The sequence below is a fragment of the Anaerosporomusa subterranea genome, from assembly GCF_001611555.1.
Lineage (GTDB): Bacteria > Bacillota > Negativicutes > Sporomusales > Acetonemataceae > Anaerosporomusa > Anaerosporomusa subterranea.
The window spans coordinates 605,766-630,416 of record NZ_LSGP01000017.1 but is presented as its reverse complement, the minus strand read 5'-3'; the positions used below and the strand labels follow the sequence as shown (position 1 = coordinate 630,416).

The window sequence follows — 24,651 nt, the reverse complement described above, 5'->3', positions numbered from 1 at the left end:
TCACTCAACAATCTTTGCTTTTAAGATGATAATGACTTCTGTCTCATTCTTGGTTTGGTTGGTATTACGGAAAAGCGCGCCGAGTATCGGCAGATCGCCCAGACCCGGAATCTTGGAAAACTGCTTGGACTCATCACTGCCAATCAACCCGCCAATAACGATGGTTTCGCCATCTTTCATCCGGACGGTAGTTTCCGCCTCACGGGTCGTGATGCGGTAGGCTTTCATTTCCGGCACTAGCGTGGGAGTGCTGACTTCAGTCCGGACAGCCGCCGTAATCAATCCATTTTCATTAATCCGTGGCGTATACGAAAGCTTGATACCGGCATCGACGTACTCGATGGTGGTCGTGGTCTTGTTATTTTCCGTCCGCTCGACCAGCACAGGAATCCGGTCACCCACCATGATGCGAGCCTGCTTGCCATCTAGTGTTGTAACTTTGGGACGAGAGAGAATTTTGGCGTCGCCGTCGTTAATCATGGCATTTAATGTCGCTTGAAATTGGAATTCGTATCTGAGTCCCTCAGGATTGCGACCAAATTGAAAAACTCCAGGATAGTCCCGTGTATCTGTTGAATCGCTAGAGTTAGTTGTTGTTGTCGAATCAGTCTTTACCATCGGCAGTTTAGCCCACTGCCATTCCATCCCGAGACTTTTGGCGGCCCCTTTGTTAACCGCCATGACCTGGGCCTCGAGCGTAACCTGCTTATACTGCACATCAATCGCGGCAATCGCCTGCTCGACGCGAAGCGCTTCAGCAGCAGAGCCGGTATAAATCAACGAATTATTCGCCTCGTCCACTTTCAATCGATCTTCTGGGATAATAAGCACCAAGGCTTTTTTTACGTCATCAGCCTTAGCATACTTGATTTTGACAATCCGGACAGACTCAAACCCTTTGTTGATTCTTTCCTGAGTGCCGATGATATAAATATCTCCCTGACGCAAATATGCCAAGCCTTTAACCTTGGTAACCATGTCAATCGCTTCTTCAACCGGCACGTTGGTAAGCTGCAAGGTTATCCGCCCGCCGCCTTTAGAACTATCAGAGACAACAGAATCATCAAGAATAATACTAGCCCCGCCCACCCCGGTCAGAGTAGTCAAGACATCCCGAACTTCAGCATTAGTCACATTGATCGTCACACGTGGCACCTCAGCCCCAGCCGGAACAACTCCAACAGTAAGAACAAAGAAAAATAGCAGAAGAACGGCTACACGTCGACCCAAATCATTCCTGTACATTGTATTCACCTTCTCATCTTTAGCACATGTGATCCATTGGGTCCGACAAGGAGAACCGAATTTGCTGTAATGTCCCGAATCTGATACTGACCGGCATATTCTCCGATCCGATATGTACGACTGCCAGCGCTCGACTCCAGGATTACGGCCGCAGTCCCGTTGCCGATCGCAATACCAGTCACCTGATACATCTGCGCCGAAGGCGACGCCACAGCCGAAGAACCATTATTACTGGAAACAACCGCTTTCGGCGGCAAAGCCTCTTGCGGCATCTGAAACGGATCGCGAATCACAAACTGTTGTTGAAATCCTTGCGGCATTACCGGTCGATTGTCTGACACAGCCGCTGGTTTAACAGCAAGCGGCGCAGGCGGCTGAACCGACGCAGACGATTGCACAAAAAACGGATGCGCAACCCACGCCGCAACCACAAACACGCCAGCTAGTAATACAGCCTTGCGTTGGCTTATCCTATTCACTAGCGGCCGAGCCGCCATAATTATCTCACCTGCCATTTATTCACAAACATCTGATTAGTTATCATTCTACAAAAGAAAACAAAATCCTGTAATTTATCCCCCACTCGCGGATTATTTTGACAAAAAGTAAACTAAATGCGACAAAAGACATAGGCAGGTGAGTCCTATGACCTAGCGGATCTAGTCCCATTTCGTAAAGATAAAGAAATAGTCAGTATGGGCTCTCCACTCAGGAGAGCCCATACTGACTATTAAAACTTTATCTCCAAGGAAGCCATTAGGGAAGCACCCGCTAGCACCCGTCCAGGCGAGCGAAGCAATGCCGTCCCCCGTTCCCGTACGCAATCCCCGCGTCACCCCGTATCCCGCAGAGCGTTCAGAAGGGTTCAGATGTTGTTACCTATGAGACCCTGATCTCCCCTGATTTGCATAAGCCGAATAGCATCACTAGGCGCAGGTGAAAACTCAGCCACGACGCATGCTGACGGGTACGCTAGTATGAGTTTTCGATCGCAACAGCGGCCGAGTGCTATGCCTTCCTTGGCGCATTCGGCACTAGCGCGTCCATGCGCGTCGCAGATGGGCCCTTATCAACGCTCTGCCGTCGTTTCCTTCAGGGCGTTCAGATGCCCTAGATGCTAGGCGACCCTGAGACTCCAGCAGTGACGCGTACTAACGGGTACGCTAGCAATGGAGTCTCAGGGTCAACAACGCAGATGGGGTATATCAACGCCCTGAATCCTCGGGGCAAGATTTCCAGTAGGATCGGCCGCATAAACACCGTATCCCCGGATACTCCGACTTCTGGGCTAAAAACAGCTTCAGCCCGCATGAGCTGCATTTCCACACTCGTGCTGTTGTCTTTCCTTCATAAACCAACTTCATAGTTGGTTGTTCAGTTACAGTAGTCTGGCTCACGAAAATTCCTCCCCGCAATTACCATATACTGTAATTGTAAACTTATTCCATCAACCTGTGCAATCACTTTTTCCCGACTCATTCTGCAGGACAAGCCACCAACAGGGCATATCACACGATGATCTGACAGTCGCAGTCCTAACCTATCTACAAGCGACAGGAACCGCCGTCAAAATTTGTCGGAAAAGACCTGCTGGTATTGCGACGGCATAGAAAAAGAAGACTGCTTCGTCCCTCGCAGTGACATTCCGCTTCTGTCATTGCGATGACGGCCATGGAAGGCCTAATCTCGAATGCGCCATGGAGGGCATAGCATTCGAGGCCGCAGCGAAGCAACCCTCCTTAACCCTAGCCCAATGCGCAATTCCTCTTGCCGCTTACAAATATGCTAAAGCCCTTACGGCAATCTTCTTAGCCTGATCCGTATATCTCTCCGGTATCGTCGCATACGCCGCCTGTAGCGTATCGATATTCGCAAACAAATCAGATTCCAAACAAACCTGCTCACTCGGTTCGATCACCTGTGATACCCCAAGACCGGCCAGTTCCTGCAACATATACTTTTCTTCCAGCCAACCATCCCTCGATGTGAGCAGATACAGCGGTTTGCGTGCAATAAGAGCCTCCGCCACCGTTGACCAGCCACATTTAGTGACCACAGCATCACATGCCGCCAAGTAGTTTTGAGTGTCCAGCGTACCCTCCGGAACGGGAATCGCATTTTCAGCTGCCACCAGATCAATCCCTCGCGTATACAGATAATCCAGCTCAGGCGAAAGTGACAGGTTCTGTAAACTCAACGCCCCGCCGATGCTCAAAAACAGCAGCAGACGACCAGGCCGTTTATATTTCACCTGAAGCTCGCGAATCCGCGACAGCTCCTGCGGCCGAGACAGCAGCCCTACCGGCTGCTTGTTAGCAATCGGGATCTCCGCATCAGTTGACAACGGATACTCAAAAAAGGCAGACCCCGTCTGATACATCGCTTTGAGCCCCTCCACCCGCTCAGCTCCGACATACTCCCTGCAAAGCTCATACCAGGTAAAATTGGAAATACCAATCGACGGAATTGCCAACTTGTTTGCGACAACAAACGCTTCAGGCGCAATATCAGATAAAACCAGCGAATAGCCAGCCCCTCGACAGGCCGAAGCCTCAGCTTCAGCCCCAAATTTCAATCGCTCAAGCCAGGATTTCACACTCTCCAGCGTCGCCCGATAATCCACCGTAGCTGTTACCGCATTAAAGCAAATCTGAAACCCCAGATCAAATGGTAGCACTGTAACCGCTTCTAACTGTTCCCTAAACGACGCCAAAGCCAGCGCCATATGCTGCGAATGACACTTCACAGTTATATGAATATCGTGCCGCTGCCGGAGAAGTTCCTGCATCAGCGCAATCGACCGAGTCAAATGGCCAAAACCAAATCCAGAAATATAAAAAACAAGTTTCTTCATACTGGTAGCTCCCGTTTGTTATGTATCGCAAAATACCGCCCCACCGACCAATCATGAGTACTTCGCTGAAGAAAAAATTTTCCCTTTATTCGCCGGTTTGCTCCGCCATAATGTAAACAAATACAAAAGTAGCAATTATTATCATGTAATGGCGACTCATGTTACTATTGTTCGGGCCAGGTGTCAACTAATGACATATCTTGCAGTACAGAAATTTTGTTTGCAAAAACTGTCGGAAAAAAGATATTGCAATTATTCAGATTTGCATATAAATTTACATTATATGGTAGCACCAACAGTGAGGTGGTAACCGTTGACTTGGGTTAGCTTCTTGATCGGCATATTATTTGGCGCAAGTTTGATGGTCATAGTCATCGATCAAATCACTGCAAAACGCGGGGGTAGTATCCGAGCTCATTATCCTACCAATTAACGTACAACTTCCCTGGTGTTACTGGCTTTACAGTAGCACCAGGGACGTCTTTTTTTTGGCAGCTTAGAAATTCGTTCTTCTCCTCGATCTCCTACGCTTTCAACGCCTTTAATCGTGGTCCCAGGATCTTCTTGTATGCTTCCACTCCCGGCTGGTCAAAGGCGTCGACGTTGGCTAACTCGCCTTCGTAGGCGACTGACAGAGCCAGCAGGTACAAAAGCTCGCCTAAGTGGTAGGCGGATAGTCTTGGGAGGATGAACGCAGCGTTAAAACGGTTATCAGCGGCAAGGGCTTCGGCGTTAGAATCGAGAGCAGCGTCTAGGGCTTGGCTCATCGTCAAGTCGGCTATTTCCGCTAATTTGGCAACAGCGGGGAAAACATTGGGAACGAGGGGATTGGTCGACCAGTCAGCCAACTGTACAAACTGGACAACTTTGTTCTTTTTGCCGTCTTGGTGCTGCTGGGTCTGGGCGTGCATGTCGGTGGTGCCGACAGCGACGACCGGAGTGCGTCCATAGTAGACTGTGTTGCCTTCGCGGTCGGCGCGTTTGCCGAGAGATTCGGCCAGCAGTTGGACATACCATTCGGCGACCGATTTTAGGTAGTCGCCATAGGGCATGAAGATTTCGATATCACGGTTATATTTTTCGGCTGCCAGGTATTTTAGCGCGGCATTGAATAGAGCCGGGTTACTTCTAGGTTCGCCGGTCAGACAGGCTTGGTCCATGTCGCGGGCGCCAGCCAGGAAGGCGTCGATGTCAAAACCGATACAGGCGGCTGTGACCAGGCCCACGTCGCAAAAGACACTGAAACGTCCACCGACTCCGTCAGGTACACTGAAGCTGGGCCAGCCTTGGTCGTCAGCGAGTTTTTTTAGCAAAGTGCGATTGGCTCCCTCTGCCGGGTCGGTGACGGTGACAACTTGAACAGTAATATTGGCCAATTGTAACGCATCACAGACCACCATGAAGGATGACATGGTATCAAGTGTTGAACCGGATTTAGAGATAACGATGAGCGTAACCTTATAGGTTTCACCGCTGGCGACCTTTTGGATGGCTTTGCGTTTTAAACAGTCTATCAGGTCGGTGGTGCGTTGTGGATCAATGTTGTTGCCACTGAAATAGAGTTCAGGATAACCGTTCCGTTCGGCTGTAGACTTAGAATTCCAGAACTCGCCGGCGTGGACATCAAATAGAACTTTATTACCAAGGTAGGAACCGCCAATACCAAAGGATACCACCGCGTCGGTGGAGTAGCGCAGAGACTGGCCAAAATCCTTCAGCCGCTGGATTGAAGCCGGGTTGTTAAGGTTGCCGTCCTCGACGTAGGGAAGTTGCGTAAACAGGACAAGCTCAGGAGTACCGTCTTTGGAAAGGTGTCCTCTAACCTCGCCGGTTGCGCGCATTTGAGTAATGGCGGCATGGGCTTGATCCAGACGGTCGGACAGGGATGCAAGGTCCTCGGCGGTGACTTTCCCTTCACCGAAGAGGTTAGTGTAATCGTAGATAAAACCTGAGGGTAGGGTTAGACGATAAGTCATAATATCTCCTCCCAATAGGATTTAGTGAACTACGGATGACGAGGTACGGCTAACCGCAGAGTACACAGAGATCACAGAGGGTTCGCTGAGGGTTACGACAAAATATATGTCAGTTAAACCGATGCTCTATAATATCTAATCTAGTCTTGCCAGCAGAGCTGGCAAATAAAGACCGGAACCCTCTTCTAGCCCTCAGCGTACTCTGCGCACTCTGCGGTTAGTGCCCAACCCCGCCACTCTGCGATTAACGTATTCTTCCGGCTTCCTCACACTCCTGGATTCTCTAGCTTCGCCAAGCCTCTTTTCTCTATTGCCTTGCCGGCGGCTTCGGCGGGGATGATCAGCTTGCCGAGGGTATCGAGAAGGTAGCGGGTGAACGGTTCGCGTAGATCGGGGCGTTTGAGGGCGAATTCGACGGTGGCTTCGAGGTAACCTTGTTTATCACCGACATCATAGCGGCGGCCTTCGAAATTGTAGGCATAGACAGGCCGCTCGGCAGCCAGGCGGCGCAGGGCATCAGTCAGCTGGATCTCACCGCCGCGTCCGGGCTGAGTGGTCTCGAGCAGATCGAAGATCTCGGGCTCGATGATATAACGTCCGAGCACAGCGAGGCGGGAAGGCGCTTCAGCGACTGGCGGCTTTTCGACTAAGTCGATGGCTCGCCAGATGTTTTCTTTATAGGGCTCCGGCTGAACAATGCCATAGCTCGATACTTTTTCTTTAGGCACTTGCTGCACTCCGAGGACGCTGGCCTGGCAGTCTTCATAGACATCGATCAGTTGCTTGAGGCAAGGGGTCTGGGAATCGATGATGTCGTCGCCTAACAGCACAGCAAACGGCTCATTGCCAACAAAGTGTCTGGCGCAGAGGACGGCGTGGCCGAGGCCTTTGGCTTCTTTTTGGCGGATATAGTGGATGGTGACGTTCGAAAGTTCTTCGACGAGACCTAGCAGATCATATTTGCCCTGTGAGCGAAGCAACAATTCCAGCTCAACATTGCGATCAAAGTGGTCTTCAATCGCCCGCTTGTTGCGGCCGGTGATGATGAGAATGTCTTCAATACCTGAAGCAATAGCCTCTTCTATAATGTATTGGATAGCAGGTTTATCAACAATCGGCAGCATCTCTTTCGGCTGAGCCTTTGTAGCAGGCAAAAATCGAGTGCCAAGACCTGCCGCGGGGATGACTGCTTTGCGAACTTTACGATTTTTTTGCATAGTCAATCGCCTTTCATTACAGTCTGTTGGGCGAGGGTCCGCAGGATGAGTTACAGTGATGGGTACGGCTAACCGCAGAGTACGCAGAGTACGCTGAGGGCTCGCAGAGGGTTACGGTCTTTATCTGCCAGCTCCGCTGGAAAGGAAAATTGTAGGTCCATTAACCACAGAGGCTACTAAATTATCATCTTAAGCTCCTACTTCGCGAAGTGGGAGCGCTAGAGCACCATATAAAACAGTGCCCTCTGCGAACCCTCTGTGATCTCTGCGTACTCTGCGGTTACGTGCCACCCCCGTGTACTCTGCGGTTACGAGTTCTCCGCGTACTCGATCGCCTTCTTCATCACTGTCTCAATTTGGTCAAATGTCGAGGCTTCGCCGTAGATGCGAACAATTGGTTCGGTGCCGGAGGCGCGGAACATGATCCAGCCGTCGTCTAAAGTGAATTTGCAGCCGTCGCGACAGTCGGCGGAATGGACTTTATAGCCGAGTAGATAGGAAGGTTTGGCGTTCAGTTTGGCCATTAGGCGCTGCTTGATGTCATTAGCAATGTGCAGATCTTCACGCAGGTAATGGTAATGTCCGACTTCGTCCATCAGTTCATCCAAGAGCTGTCCCAAGGTTTTGCCATAGGCTGCTACCATTTCGATCAGCAGGAAGCCGAGCATGACGCCGTCGCGCTCGGGTATGTAGTGTTTCAGGCCGATGCCGCCGGATTCTTCACCGCCGATGAGGATATCTTCGCTCAGCATTAGGCTGGCGACATACTTGAAGCCGACCGGGGTTTCGTAGATTTTCAGTCCATATTTTTCGGCTGTTTTTTTGACGAGTTCGGACACAGTGAGTGTTTTAACTACACCGCCGCTCCAGCCGCGTTTTTCGATGAAGTGTTTAATTAACAAGGCCATGATCTGGTTAGCGGTAATAAATCGTCCATCAGCGTCCATCGCGCCAATTCGGTCGCCGTCACCATCTGTGGCCAAGCCGATAACAGCATTGTTGTCGACAATCGCTTGCCGTAGGGCGACTAAGTTTTTATCAATTGGCTCGGGGTTGACGCCACCGAAAGAGGGATTGTAGTCACTTCTGATTTCGATCAGATCGAGGCCATACTGATGTGCCAAGGAATCAGTATAGCCCATGGCTCCGCCGTGCATGACATCAAAGACAACTGTTGCGCCGAACGAGGAAAGCACCTCTTTATCAAGCATATCGCGGACATGAGCCAAATAGCTTTCTTTTGACGAGAAGAACTCGACGTTAGCTGGCAGAACGACTTTCTCGAACAAACGCCCACTGGCTTCAAGAGGCCGAACGCAGTCGGCAATCGCAGCCATGATCTCCGGTGAAGCCGAGCCGCCATAAGGGGCTTTGAACTTTAGGCCGTTGTATTCTGCCGGATTATGGCTGGCAGTCACCATGACGCCGCCGGCAGCTTGGCGGTCTTTGACCTGCCAAGTAAGAGCCGGCGTGGGCAAGATATCATCAGATAGCCAGATTGGCACACCTTTCGTGGCGATCACGGCTGCCACCTGTTCAGCATACTGCTTGCCAAGGAAGCGAGCGTCATAACCGACGACGATACCCTTGTCTTGTTCACCATTTTTTATAATATAGTCAGCGATGGCTTCAGCGACTAAGCGGACATTGCTAAAGGTATAGTCCTCGCTGATAACGCCACGCCAACCATCAGTTCCAAAAGTAATAGGCATTGTATTGCTCCTTTCTATTAGCGACTGAATAGGACGGAGGAACGTTAACCGCAGAGTACGCAGAGGTCGCAGAGGGTTCACAGAGGTTACGAAAAATTTTATTTTATATAATAATATAAATCAGTACGGTAGCCCTCTGTGTACCCTCCGTTTACTCTGCGTACTCTGCGGTTAAACGTCATCTACACCTCTCTATGCTCTTCCATATATATCCTCAAACCGTACAATATCATCCTCACCCAGGTATTTGCCATTCTGCACTTCGATAATCTCCAACGGAATTTTGCCTGGGTTTTCTAAGCGATGTTTGGTCGACTGCGGGATGTAGACGCTTTCGTTTTCATGCACCATTTGCTCGTCTTCATCAATTGTGACCTTGGCGGTACCGGCGATGACGATCCAGTGTTCGCTGCGGTGGTAGTGCATTTGCAGGCTGAGGCTGGCGCCGGGGATGACGACGATTTTTTTCATCTTGTAGCCTGGGCCCTCGCCCATGACAGTGTAGCTGCCCCAGGGGCGGTACATGGTGGTGTGCTCATCAGCCTCTCGGCGGCCTTGAGCCTTGAGTTTAGCGACTAGGTCTTTAACCTTTTGTGACTCACCTTTTTGCGCAACAATAATGACGTCGTCAGTCTCGACCACTAGCACGTCTTGCAGGCCGATACCGGCGATCAGACGGCTTTGGCCCATCATCAAACTATTGCGGCAATCGATCGGCATACAATCGCCTCTAATGGCGTTACCTGAACTGTCTTTAGGCAATACATCATAAATGGCATCCCAGGAGCCGATGTCATTCCAGTAGGACGCAAGCGGGATGGTGATAACGCGGGAGGATTTCTCAGCAACTGCGTAGTCGATTGAAATACTGGGCATCTCGGCAAACGCGGTCAGCATTTCGGTATACGAAGCTTGAGCCTGCTCGTAGATCGCGGATTGATGGGTTTTCAGTTCTTCAAAAAAGCAGCCCAAAGTAAAGGCAAACATGCCAGAATTCCAAAAGTAATTGCCAGCCGCCACATAGGACTCAGCGGTGACACGGTCAGGCTTCTCGCGGAAGGATTTCACAGTGTAGCCAAAGTCGAAGGGTTTGCCTGCCTGGATGTAGCCATAGCCGGTCTCCGGGCCGGTGGGTTTGATACCAAAGGTGACAACTTTTTGCAAGCGAGCAGCTTCAATGCCTTGACGGACAGAGCGGATAAAGTCTTCGATCGGATGAACCACATGATCAGCAGGTGAGACGAACATAACTTCATCATCAGTCGCGCCCAAAACATCCTGGCAATAACGTGCCGCCAACGCAATCGCTGGTGCTGTATTGCGAGCTTCGGGCTCGAGCAGAATGTGTGCTTCCGAGGCTCTGGCCGTTGCCAGGTCCGCTTTTACGTGGTGCATGTATTCTTTATTGGTCACGATCACAACGTCAGAGGGTTTTACCACAGGCAAAAAACGCTGTACGGTTTGCGCTAACAGCGAGTCCTTGCTATCAATTTTCATGAATTGTTTAGGAAAACAGGTGCGGGACAATGGAAAGAGTCGAGTGCCGCCGCCGCCTGCCAAGATAATCACTTTCATGCTATATCGCTCCTTTGCAGCATTTATTCTTTAGTGTTATGAAATAAGATAAGCACTCATTCTTTATTTTTTACTAAAAAAATATTTCGCCAACAAGGAAGGATTTCCCTGCTGGCGAAAGAGGCAGATAATTTGCGAGAGGGCTTTAGGGAAGATGTTTTTTTTGAACCGCCAAAACGCCATGCGCACTTCGTGCGCCGCCAAAGGGATACGGTGCGCACGAAGCTCGCATATATTACTTCTTTTTGGCGCAGGCGCACAGCGCCTGTTGCGTTTTGGCGGTTCAAAAGACGTCCTATGCCGTTTAACGCCAACTCACTAACATCCCTCTTTGCCAGACTTGTTTTATATTCAGCGCAAAATCTAGCCGGACCAGTGTTGCTTCTTTTCCTGGGGCGATGCTGCCTAGGTGATCTTCGATGCCTAAAAGTTGGGCTGGGTAGAGGCTGGCGTGACGAATGGCTCTGGGGAGGTCGTAGCCGATCTTGGCGAGGGTTTTTACACCTTGGAGGAGGGGAAAGGCGCTGCCGGCGATGGTTCCGTCAGACAGGGTAGCGATACCGTTTTTAACATATGTCATTTGGCCGCCTAGATCATATTCGCCGTCTGGCATGCCAACAGCCCGTGTACCGTCTGACACTAGGAGGACGCTAGGTTCTGGCTTAATACCAAGAACCAGTTCGAGGATGGCGGGGTGAATATGCACTCCGTCAGCGATGAGCTCTAATCTGATTGCCGGATTTTTCAACGCTTCAGTCAGCAAACCGGGGCGGCGGTGATGAATCGATGGCATGGCGTTAAAGGCATGGGTTACCTGGCTAACACCCCATTCGACAGCTTGGCGCATTTGCTCATAGGTGGCCTCAGAGTGACCGACTGAGGGAATAATGCCAAATTGACGACACAATCGGACTAACTCAGCTGCGCCTGGTCGCTCGATAGCGAGAGTCAGAATTCGCACCAGGCCCGGGTAACGCTCTGCCAGAGCAGCAAAAACTGCCGCCTCATCGGCTCTTTCAGCAGGATAAAGGGCTTCTTCCGTCTGCGCGCCTTTGTAGGCTGGTGACAGAAATGGCCCCTCCATATGTACGCCAAGTATTTCTGCTCCATCAGTCTGTGCTTTTTGTACTGCCGCGATATTGGTCAGCACAGTCGCCAGCGTATCAGGAGAGCTTGACATAGTCGTGGTCAAGAAGGCTGTGGTGCCTTGGGAAAGCAAAGTTCGAGACATGGCAGTTAGGCTTTCGGGCGTTCCATCCATGGTGTCGCAACCGCCTGCACCATGTACGTGTAGATCGATGAGGCCAGGGACGATCCAGTCACCGGCGGCGTCAACAGTCCAGGCGTCACAGCCGTCAGTTGCTGGCGCCGAGCCAACAGCAACAATTCTGCCGCCACGAATAATAACAGTTTCATCATCTAGCACTTGGTCAGACAGTACCACCTTCGCGTGAGTAATCCGTCCGTTGTTCATGTTTTCACCTCTGCTAATTTCTTGGATGCGGATAATTGAGGCGAGAACGATTAGCGCATGTAAAGAGTGCTAACCGCAGAGTACGCAGAGACCGCAGAGGGTGCGCTGAGGGTTACGAATTATATAGCGCTGCACCCACAATGATCGCTAGCGTCGCTATGACTAAGGCATGGTTAGCGCTAACGGCGTTATGCATTTATATACGAATCCTTGCTTTGCGTTCTTTGCGAGCCTTACGGGCCAATAATGTACTATCTTTATGCCGCTCTGTCGTTCCTAGCCTTTTTTAGCAACTCTGAAAACGATATCTTTTCCCGCCTGCACTTCGCCGCTTGTGAGCTGCACCGGTTGCCAGACAGTCGGGTTAGTGATGATTACCGGTGTGATGATATCCTTGCCGGAAGCACGAATGACCGCCAGGTCGGCCTTGATGAGCAGTTGCCCCTTCTTAACCTTGTCACCTTGCTCTACTTTTGCCGTGAAACCAGTCCCGTTGAATTCGACTGTATCTATACCGATATGGATGAGGCACTCTATACCGCCGTCGGATACGAGGCCAATAGCGTGACCGGTGGGAAACAACGAGACAACCTCACCGTCAAAAGGCGCAAGTACGTCGCCGGAGGAAGGCAGAATAGCAAGTCCGTCGCCTAACATCTTGCCGGAAAAGACAGGATCGGGGACTTGGTCGAGAATAACGATACTACCAGTCATGGGAGCATAGACGGCATTGGCTTCGGCAGGAGTGCCAGATGTGCTGCCACCGCTGATCTTTGTAAAAAGTTTGTTTAACATGTGCTGATCTCCTTAACGTAAATTGGTCCGAACTGCAGAGTACAGGGGTTGGGGAACGTTAACCGCAGAGTACGCAGAGTACGCTGAGGGCTCGCAGAGGACTACGGTTCTTTATTTGCTAACTCCGCTGGAAAGGTAAGCTAATTTCCTAGACTTTTCAAACTCCATTTCTTGAAATGGAGAGAAAATTCCCATAGCCGTAACCCTCAGCGAACCCTCTGTGATCTCTGCGTACTCTGCGGTTAGGCGTACCTCGTCACAACGTACTCTGCGGTTAAGTACGTCTCCGCTCTTATCTGATCGCCTTAGCCACAAAGCCATTGGCATGTTCTAGTCTCACCGTGGCTTCTTCTGCTGACAGCCCTGCCAGTATCATTACAATTGCGACTTTCGCCGAGCCACCTGCTTGTTCGATAGCAGCTTCAACTTGTTCACGGGTTGCGCCGGTGGCTAGGCTAACAATGCGTTTAGCGCGTTCGATTAGTTTTTTATTTGTTGCCTGCACATCAACCATCAGATTTGAGTAGACCTTGCCACGCCGGATCATAGTCGCGGTGGTCAGCATATTGAGAACGAGCTTTTGGGCTGTTCCGGCTTTGAGACGGGTTGAGCCCATGATCACCTCAGGTCCAGCTTCGACGCAAATGGTTAGATCGGCAATAACGGCCATTTCGGAGTTTGGCGAGCAGACGAGGGCAACCGTGTGGCAACCGGTTTTATTGGCAAAACTGAGACCGCCGATAACATAGGGGGTGCGGCCACTAGCGGCAATGCCGACGACGATGTCATTGGGTGAGAGGTTACGATCGGTTAGGTCTTGAGCGGCGAGAGTTAGCGAGTCCTCGGCTCCCTCAACTGCCCGAAACACTGCCGTTTCACCGCCTGCTATCAGGCCTTGGACTAATTCGGCCGGAGTGCCGAACGTGGGTGGACATTCGGAAGCATCAAGTATGCCGAGCCGGCCACTAGTACCCGCGCCGAGGTAGAACAGTCGTCCACCATTGTCCATTGCTGCGACGATCCAGTCGACTGCCTGAGCGATTTGGGGGAGTACTTTCGAAACCGCTAAGGGAACAAGTTGATCTTGACTATTTATTTTTGTTACAACGTCGAGAGTAGAGAGACGGTCGATGTCGAGAGTATCAGGGTTGCGGGATTCGGTAAGCAGCTTTTCAAGATTCATGCAATTGCCTCCTGGATCTATAACTGTAGGCACGTTAACCGCAGAGTGCGCAGAGTCTGCAGAGGGTTCGATGAGGGCTACTGCTCTTTTTTTGCCAGCTCCGCTGGAAGGATGAGTACATTGCCGAGGGTTAGGAAATTAGGCGTTCGGATCTATAGCTGTAGGCGACGTTAACCGCAGAGTACGCAGAGTACGCTGAGGGCTCGCAGAGGGTTACGGTTCTTTATTTGCCAGCTCCGCTGGAAGGATGAGTACATTACCGAGGGTTAGGAAATTAGGCGTTCGGATCTATAGCTGTAGGCGACGTTAATCGCAGAGTGCGTAGAGTTTGCGGAGGGCCCGATGGGGACTACTTTTTCATAAAAATTAGCATAATTAACCTTTCGCAACCCTCCGCGAACCCTCTGCGCTCTCTGCTTACTCTGCGGTTAGACGTACCTATGCTTAAAGTCTTTTATCTTCTTCTGGTTAGAATAACTCTTTTGAGACCTAAATTCAGACTCGGTACATTAAAGTTCATCAGTAGGCCTAGTCTCAAATTAGCTGCTTTTAAATAAGAGATAACTTGAGCTCTATGAACTTCTGTGAAACAATCCACTGCTTTTAGTTCTACTACTAGCTGTTTATTGATTAGAAAATCAAGCCGTCCTTCTCCCACTTTGACACCTTTATAATGCAAAGAAATGATTTTCTGGCGTTCGAACGGAATCTTCCGAATCTCAAGTTCTCTCGCTAGCGCCTCTTCATAAACACTCTCGACATATCCAGGTCCTATTATGCTATGTACCTCAAGTCCAGCGCCAATTACTCTTTCCGTCCAAATATTTAAATGACTAACCAACATAGAAACTCATCCCCTTACTTCTAAATAAATATAGAAATAAGGTGCCCTCCGCGAAACCTCTGCGATCTCTGCGTACTCTGCGATTTAGTCGTATTCCGTTGTTCCTCGTCATCCCTCAACAAACCGAAACTTCATCCCTGGTTTGATCATGTCGATCAGGAACACTTCTTCCGCCACGACCTCTGCTACGACATTTACCCGCTCATCTGGCTCCAAGTCCTGACGCACGATTTGCAGTTCACCCATGTAGCGCAGGTAGTTCGCATTATCTACTGTCACGCTGCCACGGTTGCGGCGGCGGGGTATACGAGGCGGCACGCGGCCAGCGAGGAGATGGCGGGATGGTTCGGAGCGAACAACCCATTCACCAGGATCAGTACGATTGGCATGGTGGGCGAAGAGGATTTCCCGTTCGGTAGGGCTTAGGTTGGGAGTGACGGTTACCCGCAGTTCGATGCAATCTGGTTGGATCACGCCAACAGCTTGGATTTCTTCAGCTCCGGCCAGCGGGTCGCCGAAGAAGATGGCGTCTACCAGGCCAGAATGAGCAAGCTGTTTAGCTGCTGTCAGCGGGTTTAGGTGACGGTGACGCTCCAGAGTCGGCAACCCCTCTGATAGTGGTCCACGCGGGTTCTTCAACGATGGAATGAACGCGGCTACCGAAATGCCACGTTCCCGGAATAGCAATGAGCGTTCGCAAAATAGTTTCCAAGAGAGGCCGGTCTCCGGCCTTGGATAATAATTATGACAAGCTTGCAGACGGCTGACGTCAGCGTCTGCGGCTAAAATGGCGTCAAGAGTGCGCAGGTCTATAGTGCTCGCATTGAGTTCAATGCGAAAGCCGCTGGCACATGTCCAGTAAGCAATTTCCGCTGGCGAGAAACCAAAGTCGAGACGCAGAGCATCAAGCCCCAGCGCCCGAATTGGGTCGAGGTTATCTAAACTTGCGTCAAGCAATCTGAAAGTACGGGGCGAGATATCTGCGGTTATAGAAAAGCCAAGGGCGACTGCAGCGGCGGCAATCTGCCGAAACTCTGCCAACAAATTGCCGCTGTCCGCCTCAGGAATATGCAGTGAAGTAAACAGGCGGCTAAACCCCGCCTGCCACGCCAGTCGGAGGTAATCCATCGAAGCGACAAGCGGATATCCCATACCGGGGTAGAGAGAAATGCCTTTACTAATCATTTTTTCCACTCCCTGAAGTAAAAATATTCCGGGACGTTAACCGCAGAGTACGCAGAGTTTGCGGAGGGTCCGATGAGGGTTACTGATTTTTATTTTCCAGCTCCGTTGGAGGGTGAGTACTTTGCCGAGGTTTAGAATATTAGGCGTTCGGATCTATAACTGTAGGCCGAGCCGCAGAGGTCGCAGAGGAATCATGGAGGCTTACAGAAAATTACTTTATATAATTAACTGAAGCAGTAGCCCTCTGTTACCCTCAGCGTACTCTGCGTACTCTGCGGTAAAACGTGCTTCCCCTACACCCCTTCTTCTTTCGGGTCATCGAAGCCGACGATCCACGTCACTATAAAACCTGCGATATAGGCGATGAACAGCCCGATCAAATAGTTAACCACTCCACCTGGCTTCACCAAAAATGCTAGCGGCAGGCCGGATATGCCGATAGCGATAGTCGAGGTGTGGGTAATCGCTTGCCAGGCGCCGCCGAAGCCTGCTCCGATGCAGGCGGTAATGAACGGACGGCCCAGCGGCAGGGTAACGCCGAAGATGAGCGGTTCGCCAATGCCTAACAGACCTACTGGCAGCGAGCCCTTGATGAGGTTTTTCAGCCGTTGATTCTTTGTTTTTACATATACAGCAACCGCGGCCCCGACTTGTCCGGCACCAGCCATTGCTAAGATCGGTAGTAACGGATTTTCTTTTAAGGTATTGAGAAATTCCATATGGACAGGAACAAGTCCCTGATGCAAGCCGGTCATAACCACAGGCAGAAAGGTTCCTGCCAGCGTAAAGCCAGCAATGACGCCGCCCCAGTTGAGCATGCCACGAAAAAACAGAACAATCCCATCAGACAACCAGCCGCCCAACGGCATGAGCAGAAAATAGGTGGCAAAGCCGCTGACGAGCAAAGTAAGGGCTGGCGTCACAATGATGTCAATCATATTAGGCACAAAGCGCCGCAGTCTTTTTTCGATAAAGCACATAAACCAAGCCACCAGCAGTACACCGACTAATCCGCCGCGCCCTGGAACCAACGCAACACCGCCAATACTTATTGCGGCAATCGCTGGGTTTATGATTAGTACTCCTGCCAGCCCCCCCATCGCCGGTGTGCCGCCAAATTCTTTAGCCGCATTGATGCCGACAAATACAGCCAGATAGGAGAAAATTCCCCACCCCAGCACGTTCAGAATCTGAACCAGCGGGCCTTGCGCATCCGCCCCAAAACGGATGGCGACATTGGTCATCCCAGCCAGCATGCCGGAAGCAACAATCGCCGGAATCAACGGGACAAAAATGCTGGCCAGCTTGCGCAAAAGCAACTTGAACGGAGTCTGGTTTTTTTCGTCCCGGGCAGCTTTCAGATCCTTAACCGCATCCTCGCCACCATTAACCACCGTTCCCTTTATGCAGGCGCAACGCGCCCTTTGCGTCTTTGCAGCCATAACTACCGTTCTCTCTGCGTCCCTCTCATTACACTGCGCACTCTGCGGTTCACGCCTCTCCTCCACAATCACTTCCTCAACACAGGCAGCCACCTTATTGACCACACCAGGCCCAAGAATAATTTGCAATTGTCCTGAGGATTCGACCACACCAAGCACGCCGGGCGTTTGCTTAAGCTGGTTGATAACCGCCTTCTCGCGCTCAGCTAACGTTAAGCGCAGCCGTGTCATGCAATGAACCACGGAAACAATATTTTTCGCACCGCCGACTAATTCTACTATCTTTACAGCTAATTCTTTTGTATGTGGCATTAGGTCTCCCCCAAAATGGTTTAATGAACTAGTATTCTCGCCGTCCGTTCATATCCCCTTTTCAAAGATGCCTAGCTAAATTTTACAGCATAAAGGATAAGCAAGCTTATGCTTTTAGGTCGGACAAAAAATCGCCGCAGAATTGATATCTGAGGCGACTAACCATAATAATGTCTATAGATTGTTGTTATACCCGTTAGAATGAGAATGATGCCATTGACGAGTCGTATGCAAGATAGTGTCAAGATCGCTATACTGAGGATTCCAGGCTAATTAATTCCTGACGGATTCTTTTTCTATCAATTATCCCCCAAAAGACTCTCTTTATGTAACGGCAGACTGTCGTTCTGCCTGTGTAGCAGATTGTTGCTTCTGCTCCAGTACGCCCGCATTGCCATCGGCGCCAATGCAATGTTTCTTACGGGCGGCAGCGTAGCTGGGAATCAATTCATCAAGAACAGCGGTTACTTCATGGCGATGGGTGGCACCGTAAAGCGCCAGCAGACAGTGCTGGATGTGTTTTCCATCGACTGCGTGCAGATTAGCGGTAAAGATTTTCTGATGCCGCGTTGCACTGGTCCCCTCTTCAGCTGTAAGAAGCTCCTCAAATAGCTTTTCACCAGGCCGTAGACCGGTAAACTCAATCTTTATATCCTGAAATGGAATCAATCCACTGAGCTGAATCAAATCACACGCCATATCGACAATCTTAACCGGCTCTCCCATATCCAGGACAAAGACCTCGCCACCGTGAGCCAGAGCGCCTGCCTGCAACACCAGTTGTGTAGCCTCGGGAATCGTCATAAAATAGCGTTTCATCTCCGAATGAGTAATTGTGATTGGCCCGCCGGCGGCAATCTGTTTGCGGAATAACGGCACAACGCTGCCCCGGCTGCCCAGCACATTGCCAAACCGGACAGCGGCAAACTTCGTTCGGCTGATTGAATTCATATGCTGAACCACCAATTCAGCGGCCCGTTTGGTTGCCCCCATCACACTGGTAGGGTTGACTGCCTTGTCGGTCGAAATCATAATAAACGTCTCAGCACCAAATTCATTGGCCACATCAGCCACCGTTTTCGTGCCAAAAACATTATTGTGAACTGCCTCTTCCGGCTGCGCCTCCATTAGCGGAACATGCTTATGAGCAGCTGCGTGAAAAACGACCTGCGGTTTATACTGGGAAAAAATCGACCGAATCCTGTCCTGATCCCGGACATCGGCAATGACCGGCTCAATCGGAAACGGCAAGTGACAGTCCTGCAGTTCACGGTGAATCTCATAAATGCTGTTTTCGCCTTTGCCCAGCAGCACCAGCAAGTCGGGATTGAATTTAGCAATCTGCCGGCACAGTTCAGACCCGATTGACCCACCCGCACCGGTGACCAACACACGTTTGCCTGATAAATAGCGCTGCAATCCCTCTGTATCAAGACTAACAGCATCACGCCGCAGTAAGTCCTCGAGATTCACTTTCCGCAATTGTTGTACAGTAACCTTGCCATCCACCAGCTCATAAATACCAGGCAGAATCGTGACCAAGCAGCCTGTTTGCCGGCAAACTTGCACCGTTTCTCGAATAACCGCCCCACCGGCAGAAGGCATGGCAATAATGATCTCTTTAATAAAATGAGTGCGAATAATCGCCGAGATGTCCTTGCGGGCGCCTAAAACCTTTATGCCGTTAAGCATCTTATTGTGCTTGTACACATCATCATCAACAAAGCCAATAATCTTCCGCTTGTCTTCCCGCTGCAGCAATTCCCTAGCCAAAACCGCCCCGGCATCGCCGGCACCAATAATTAGCACGTTCACGGTTTCCTCTGACAGACGCTGTCGCAAATGGTGCACCACCCGCAGAGAGATCCTACTGGCTCCGATAAAAACTGTATTCATCAACCAAGATAAAATATGGATACTTCTTGGAAGAACATCACCACTGAGATAGGTATATACCATTAACAGCAACGAACTACAAGTGACTGCGCCGATGATGACGATCATTTCATTAATCCCTGCATAGCGCCAGAGACGATGATAAAGACCAAAAAAATAGAAAATAGAAATGCGTACCGCCACAAAAATAGGCGTATTCGCTATGATGACTTGTAAATACGAATTACTGATATTGCCTTCAAATCGGATCAACATCGCCATAAATGGCACAGCCGCTGTTATGCAGATATCCACCAGGAGGAGAGAAAGCATAATTAGCTTTGTTCGCATTCTAGTACGTCCTTTTCATTTGGAATTAATTTACAACATAATATAACAATAATCGATAATCAATCACTATTCAAGTTTCGCTAAGAAGCGATATTTTCCTGCCAGCCCATCCTATTTATTCCAAGTCTTTGACTGCATCTGGAACCGCAAGAATGCACCTCTACAGAGTTATCAATCATAGTACTTCCAATTAATCATTTCACTGTTTGTGACTGACATATTAGATAAATAGTGATATTTTAGAAGTGAAAAATAATTGTAATGCCGCTCTTTCCATGCTTGATACTCATCCATTTGGGCAGATATTTCTGGCACCACATTTGTTTTGCTAATTAAGACTCCGATTTCCCCCCCAGAATCATTGCTTCTAGTCATAACTTCAAGAATCTTTTCACCAAGCTTCCCCCGATAATGAGATGCTTCATAAAACCAAGATCGGTCTGCCGTCAAACCGTTTACGAAAGCAAAATCCCATACTGGATTTATCTGGGCAACTCTATTCTTTACCATATTAAAATTCTGCAGCTGATTGCTGATATCCAAAACGGCTACATGATCAGATAGTATTGGATTAAAGAATAGCACCAACTGAATATTGTTTTTCCTTGTGAAATTCACAATTTCTCGCAATGTATCTATAGCGTCACTATCTAGTTCCCAACCGCGATAGTCATCAAAAAGTGCCTGCACTGTTCTTGGAAATTCTTCCTTATTGCGAGCAGGAGCTCCGCCACGCCTTACATCCCATCCATTAATAAACAGCGGTGGTGACTCTGGATTTTCCCTACTTTCGGCAATTGTCTTCCTTAACATTTTGCGCAAACCGATAGTTTCATGAATTTTATATAAAAAGGCTTCTAGTTGGTTCTGACTTAGCCTCTCTAATCGTTCAGCAGAAAACCCAACTCGCCGAGATTTAGAAAACTTTTTATCAAATTGGAAGAAGTCTAATCCCAAATAAATTTGTTTTGGTTTATGAACACTATTCATAAACCAAATATATTTGTACGCATCTTGTAATGTCAGAGAGCTAAACCCCATATTGTACACTTTCGTTCCACTACTATTGGGAAAGTATGGTGGCATCCCTACATATACTCGTGACGACCCAAGAAATACAATATCAGGTTTACTATTCATATATTGATAAGGCTTAAATAAATCCAAATTCAATGGCTGAGATACCTTGTAATTATTAATCCCTCTTAGTTTGGCAACCGACCACATATCTAGAGGATCAATAATTATATAACCTCCGAGTATTGATAAAAATATTACGATAAAGCCACCGATAAAGGCTTTTGCAATTTTTTTATAAAACATTAGCCACCTCAGAATTGAAAATATAAAAACTCGGATGGGTTCTCGCTAATGAATAAAACACTGATAATTATTAAGACAAAGCAAATAGCCAATTTAACCTTAGTTTCCTTCTTGTTGTTAAAATTAGTCCACTCCCAATTTTCAGGAAGAGTTAAACATGCAATAGTAAGAAATGCAATACATGCCAACCGTTTCAAAGGCAATACTCCTAATTCAGCTGTCTGAAGACCGGTCATTACTTTAATAAATTCCCATCCTTGTGTAAATGACTGAGCCCGAAACATGACCCAACAGAAAATAACACTTGTAAACGTCATTAGCCAAGCTAATGGCTTAAAAATTGGAATACCGAGTCTTTGATTTACCTTTCGCCAAAGGTGGTTAATACAGATAATAAGACCGTGTGCTCCACCCCAAACAATGAAATTCCAACCGGCTCCATGCCACAAACCGCCAAGCAGCATCGTTGTAAAAACGTTTACATATCGTCTGAGTTCAGTCCCACGATTACCGCCGAGAGCTATATATACATACTCACGCAAAAATCTAGATAAGGTTATATGCCAGCGTCGCCAGAAGTCGATAATTGAGGTTGATTTATACGGGGAATTAAAGTTCACCGGCAACGATACATTGAATAATTTTCCGAGGCCAATTGCCATATCCGAATAACCACTAAAATCAAAATATATTTGATAAGTATATGACAAGGCGCCTATCCAAGCATCCCAAAATTTCAGCGGTTCATTATTATTAAATACTTCCCCTACCCATGGTGATATAGAGTCAGCTATTACGACTTTTTTAAATAACCCTAAAGAGATAAGGCCAAGACCAATACAAATGTTCCTCCAACTGATGCCATAGGTTCTTAAATCTTTAAGTTGCGGTATTATATCCCGATAGATAAGAATTGGACCTGCAATAAGATGAGGAAAAAAGCAAACCACCAATGCATAATACAAGAAACGGGGTTTAGTGGTAATTCCTCGGTAATAGTCAAGTAGATAAGATATCTGCTGAAAGGTAAAAAAAGATATACCTAGAGGTAAAAATAGTTCAGGTTTTATAAAGCTCGTATGAAATGCATCATTAATATTGTGAATAAAAAAATTGTAATACTTGAAATAGGTTATTGGAGCCAAATTTACTAGCATCCCAATCCATAACAAGGTTTTAGCTTTAGCCGGATACCTATCGAACTGATTTACCAAAGTAAAGTTAAATATAATTGACGCTACAATTAATAGGATATAAGGGGGATTCCAGTATGAATAAAATACTAAGGATGCGAGCAGAAGAATCCAAAGCGCAAGATCTAAATAACGATATTTTACAGCTACGCGAAACATACACCATGTTATTGGGAGAAAAGCAAAAAGGAATATGAAGGAATTGAACAGCATACCACAATGCTCCCTTGTTGTCTCGAATCAACATCAGAAGGTGATAGTTCAACCGGAAATGTGCTCTCTCAACTCGACACCTTCTGCTTTCGCGTTTGTTCTTTATTAGGCCAAATGATAGCAAACAATGTCCTTACAATTATCTCCGTATCCAACCAGACACTTCGACTTCCGACATACCGAACATAAAAGCCTTGCTTTATTGGCAAAATTTCCCTTATGTATGTCTGTTCAGGACAATCTGAGTTTCCAAGAATCTCATTCTCATCTTTAAAGGTAATAGAAGCAAGATCAGTAATACCCGGCTTCACAGACAATGTGATGCGCCGAATATCCTCAGGATATTCGGCAATATATCGTGGCACCTCCGGCCGGGGTCCAACCAGACTCATATCTCCTAGCACAACATTAAACAGTTGTGGCAGCTCATCCAGCTTATACTTCCGCAAAAACTGGCCAGACCGCGTGATTCGTTTGTCCTGCCCTACGGTAATTTGCTTGCCGTAACGTTCTGCGTCAACGATCATTGTACGGAACTTATAAATTCTAAATTCCCGCCCAAACTGCCCAACCCTGATTTGACGAAAGAATACCGGGCCATGAGAATCAAGCTTGACCCAGATAGATATCGCAAAAAATATCGGAAGTAAGGCGAGAACCCCTGGGATTGTAAATATCAGGTCAAAGATGCGTTTAGCCATCATCTACCGAGTACCGCTCGAATAGCTGCAACGACTCGCTCTTGATCGTCAGTCGTCATTTTCGTATAGAGAGGCAAGCTCACTTCGCTCTCATAGGCCGCCAGCGCATTAGGATAATCAGCCGGTTTCAAATTATAGGTATCGCGCCAGTATGGTTGAATATGTAAAGGAATAAAATGCACACTACAGCCAATGCCGTTGTCAGACATACACTGGATAAAATCATTGCGAGATACTCCACAGTCCTGCTGAAGCCGGATCGCATATAAATGCCAAGCGTGAACATCCCCATTTTGCGAATGAGGCGGTAAAATAATCGGTAAATCAGCGAGATGCTTGTCGTAGAACTCGGCCATCTGCTGCCGTTTTTGCTGGAAAGTCCATGCTTTCTTTAGCTGATGAATTCCAATGGAGGATGCAATATCTGTCAGATTATACTTAAAGCCTGGAGCAATAATGTCATAATGCCAGGCAGGTTTAGTGGAGGTATAACGGTCAAACGCATCCCGGCTCATTCCATGCAACCGCATGACTCGGCAGCGCTTTGCCAGCTCAGGGTTTCGAGTAACCACCATACCACCCTCACCGGTTGTAATCGTCTTGGTAGCATAAAAACTATAGACAACAATATCACTGTCCAGCCTACCAATGAGCTTTCCGCCACAGGTTGTTGGCAGTGCATGTGCAGCATCCTCTACCACTCTAAGGCCATGCTTTTTGGCAATGCTAAGTATAGCAGCCATATCGCACGACAAGCCGGCGACATGAACCGGAACAATAGCCTTGGTTTTCGGCGTAATAGCAGCTTCTATTTTTGTAACATCAATATTAAAGTTATCTGAAGAGATATCGACGAATACAGGATGAGCGCCTAAATAGCGGACAACTTCCGCAGTGGCTGTAAAGGTGTAGGGAGTCGTAATTACCTCATCGCCAGCTTCAATACCAATGGACTCCAAGGCAAGGTGTAACCCGGCAGTCGCCGAATTTACTGAGATTGCTTCAGCGTCCTCACCGATAAATGCGGCAAAATCTGCTTCAAATTGTTTGGTTTTTGGACCAGTGGTAAGCCAGCCTGAACGCAAGGAATTCACTACTTCATTTATTTCATCCTCACCGATATCTGGTAGGGCAAACGGCAAAAATTTGGGCATCTTGACGACCTCCTTTAGGATTATTGA

General features: G+C 48.5%; 18 protein-coding genes. All 18 read right to left on the bottom strand.

The genetic code is table 11. The annotated features are described in order from the left end of the window. The 18 genes from AXX12_RS10360 to AXX12_RS10275 all read right to left on the bottom strand — a co-directional run bounded on the left by AXX12_RS10360 (nt 1) and on the right by AXX12_RS10275 (nt 24,624). Complete coding sequence (locus AXX12_RS10360) at nt 1-1,245, bottom strand: secretin N-terminal domain-containing protein (RefSeq protein ID WP_082816799.1); 1,245 nt, start codon at nt 1,243-1,245, stop codon at nt 1-3. A gap of 5 nt (nt 1,246-1,250) precedes the next feature. Continuing rightward, nucleotides 1,251-1,742, bottom strand: coding sequence for a hypothetical protein (locus AXX12_RS10355; RefSeq protein WP_066241940.1), 492 nt, complete (start codon nt 1,740-1,742; stop codon nt 1,251-1,253). 1,277 nt (nt 1,743-3,019) lie between these two features. Further along, nucleotides 3,020-4,099 (bottom strand): hypothetical protein, encoded by a 1,080-nt coding sequence (locus tag AXX12_RS10350; RefSeq protein ID WP_066241938.1) that lies wholly within the window; start codon nt 4,097-4,099, stop codon nt 3,020-3,022. 524 nt (nt 4,100-4,623) lie between these two features. Then, complete coding sequence (locus tag AXX12_RS10345; protein ID WP_231881864.1) at nt 4,624-5,940, bottom strand: glucose-6-phosphate isomerase; 1,317 nt, start codon at nt 5,938-5,940, stop codon at nt 4,624-4,626. Between the two features lie 401 nt (nt 5,941-6,341). After that, nucleotides 6,342-7,292 (bottom strand): UTP--glucose-1-phosphate uridylyltransferase GalU, encoded by a 951-nt coding sequence (gene galU / locus AXX12_RS10340; RefSeq protein WP_066241933.1) that lies wholly within the window; start codon nt 7,290-7,292, stop codon nt 6,342-6,344. A gap of 308 nt (nt 7,293-7,600) precedes the next feature. Further along, on the bottom strand, nt 7,601-9,004 hold the full coding sequence (locus AXX12_RS10335) for a phosphoglucomutase/phosphomannomutase family protein (protein WP_066241930.1): 1,404 nt from the start codon (nt 9,002-9,004) through the stop codon (nt 7,601-7,603). Between the two features lie 192 nt (nt 9,005-9,196). After that, a complete protein-coding gene (locus AXX12_RS10330; RefSeq protein ID WP_066241927.1) occupies nt 9,197-10,579 on the bottom strand; it encodes a mannose-1-phosphate guanylyltransferase/mannose-6-phosphate isomerase in 1,383 nt (460 codons plus the stop codon). A gap of 304 nt (nt 10,580-10,883) precedes the next feature. Then, nucleotides 10,884-12,053 (bottom strand): N-acetylglucosamine-6-phosphate deacetylase, encoded by a 1,170-nt coding sequence (gene nagA / locus AXX12_RS10325; RefSeq protein WP_066241924.1) that lies wholly within the window; start codon nt 12,051-12,053, stop codon nt 10,884-10,886. A 276-nt stretch (nt 12,054-12,329) separates the two neighbouring features. Beyond that, nucleotides 12,330-12,848, bottom strand: coding sequence for a PTS sugar transporter subunit IIA (locus AXX12_RS10320; RefSeq protein WP_082816798.1), 519 nt, complete (start codon nt 12,846-12,848; stop codon nt 12,330-12,332). A gap of 292 nt (nt 12,849-13,140) precedes the next feature. Further along, nucleotides 13,141-14,031, bottom strand: a complete 891-nt coding sequence (gene murQ, locus AXX12_RS10315) for an N-acetylmuramic acid 6-phosphate etherase (protein ID WP_066241917.1) — start codon at nt 14,029-14,031, stop codon at nt 13,141-13,143. Nucleotides 14,032-14,485: 454 nt separating this feature from the next. Beyond that, nucleotides 14,486-14,875: a GxxExxY protein gene (locus AXX12_RS10310; RefSeq protein WP_066241914.1), complete on the bottom strand. Its 390-nt coding sequence runs from the start codon at nt 14,873-14,875 to the stop codon at nt 14,486-14,488. 108 nt (nt 14,876-14,983) lie between these two features. Beyond that, entirely contained in the window at nt 14,984-16,060 is a 1,077-nt protein-coding gene (locus AXX12_RS10305) for a DUF871 domain-containing protein (protein WP_082816797.1), read from the bottom strand. Nucleotides 16,061-16,353: 293 nt separating this feature from the next. Then, the gene (locus AXX12_RS10300; protein WP_066241911.1) at nt 16,354-17,814 is read right to left on the bottom strand and encodes a PTS transporter subunit EIIC; all 1,461 of its coding nucleotides are present in this window, start codon (nt 17,812-17,814) and stop codon (nt 16,354-16,356) included. 324 nt (nt 17,815-18,138) lie between these two features. Continuing rightward, nucleotides 18,139-20,040, bottom strand: a complete 1,902-nt coding sequence (locus AXX12_RS10295; protein ID WP_066241906.1) for a polysaccharide biosynthesis protein — start codon at nt 20,038-20,040, stop codon at nt 18,139-18,141. A gap of 171 nt (nt 20,041-20,211) precedes the next feature. Beyond that, nucleotides 20,212-21,363, bottom strand: coding sequence for a hypothetical protein (locus AXX12_RS10290; RefSeq protein ID WP_066241903.1), 1,152 nt, complete (start codon nt 21,361-21,363; stop codon nt 20,212-20,214). An 8-nt stretch (nt 21,364-21,371) separates the two neighbouring features. Next, a complete protein-coding gene (locus AXX12_RS10285) occupies nt 21,372-22,508 on the bottom strand; it encodes an MBOAT family O-acyltransferase (RefSeq protein ID WP_231881863.1) in 1,137 nt (378 codons plus the stop codon). Nucleotides 22,509-22,837: 329 nt separating this feature from the next. Continuing rightward, on the bottom strand, nt 22,838-23,470 hold the full coding sequence (locus tag AXX12_RS10280) for a sugar transferase (RefSeq protein WP_066243035.1): 633 nt from the start codon (nt 23,468-23,470) through the stop codon (nt 22,838-22,840). Continuing rightward, a complete protein-coding gene (locus AXX12_RS10275) occupies nt 23,470-24,624 on the bottom strand; it encodes a DegT/DnrJ/EryC1/StrS family aminotransferase (protein ID WP_066241898.1) in 1,155 nt (384 codons plus the stop codon). The genes AXX12_RS10280 and AXX12_RS10275 overlap by 1 nt, the downstream gene beginning before the upstream one ends. Nucleotides 24,625-24,651: the final 27 nt, after the last annotated feature.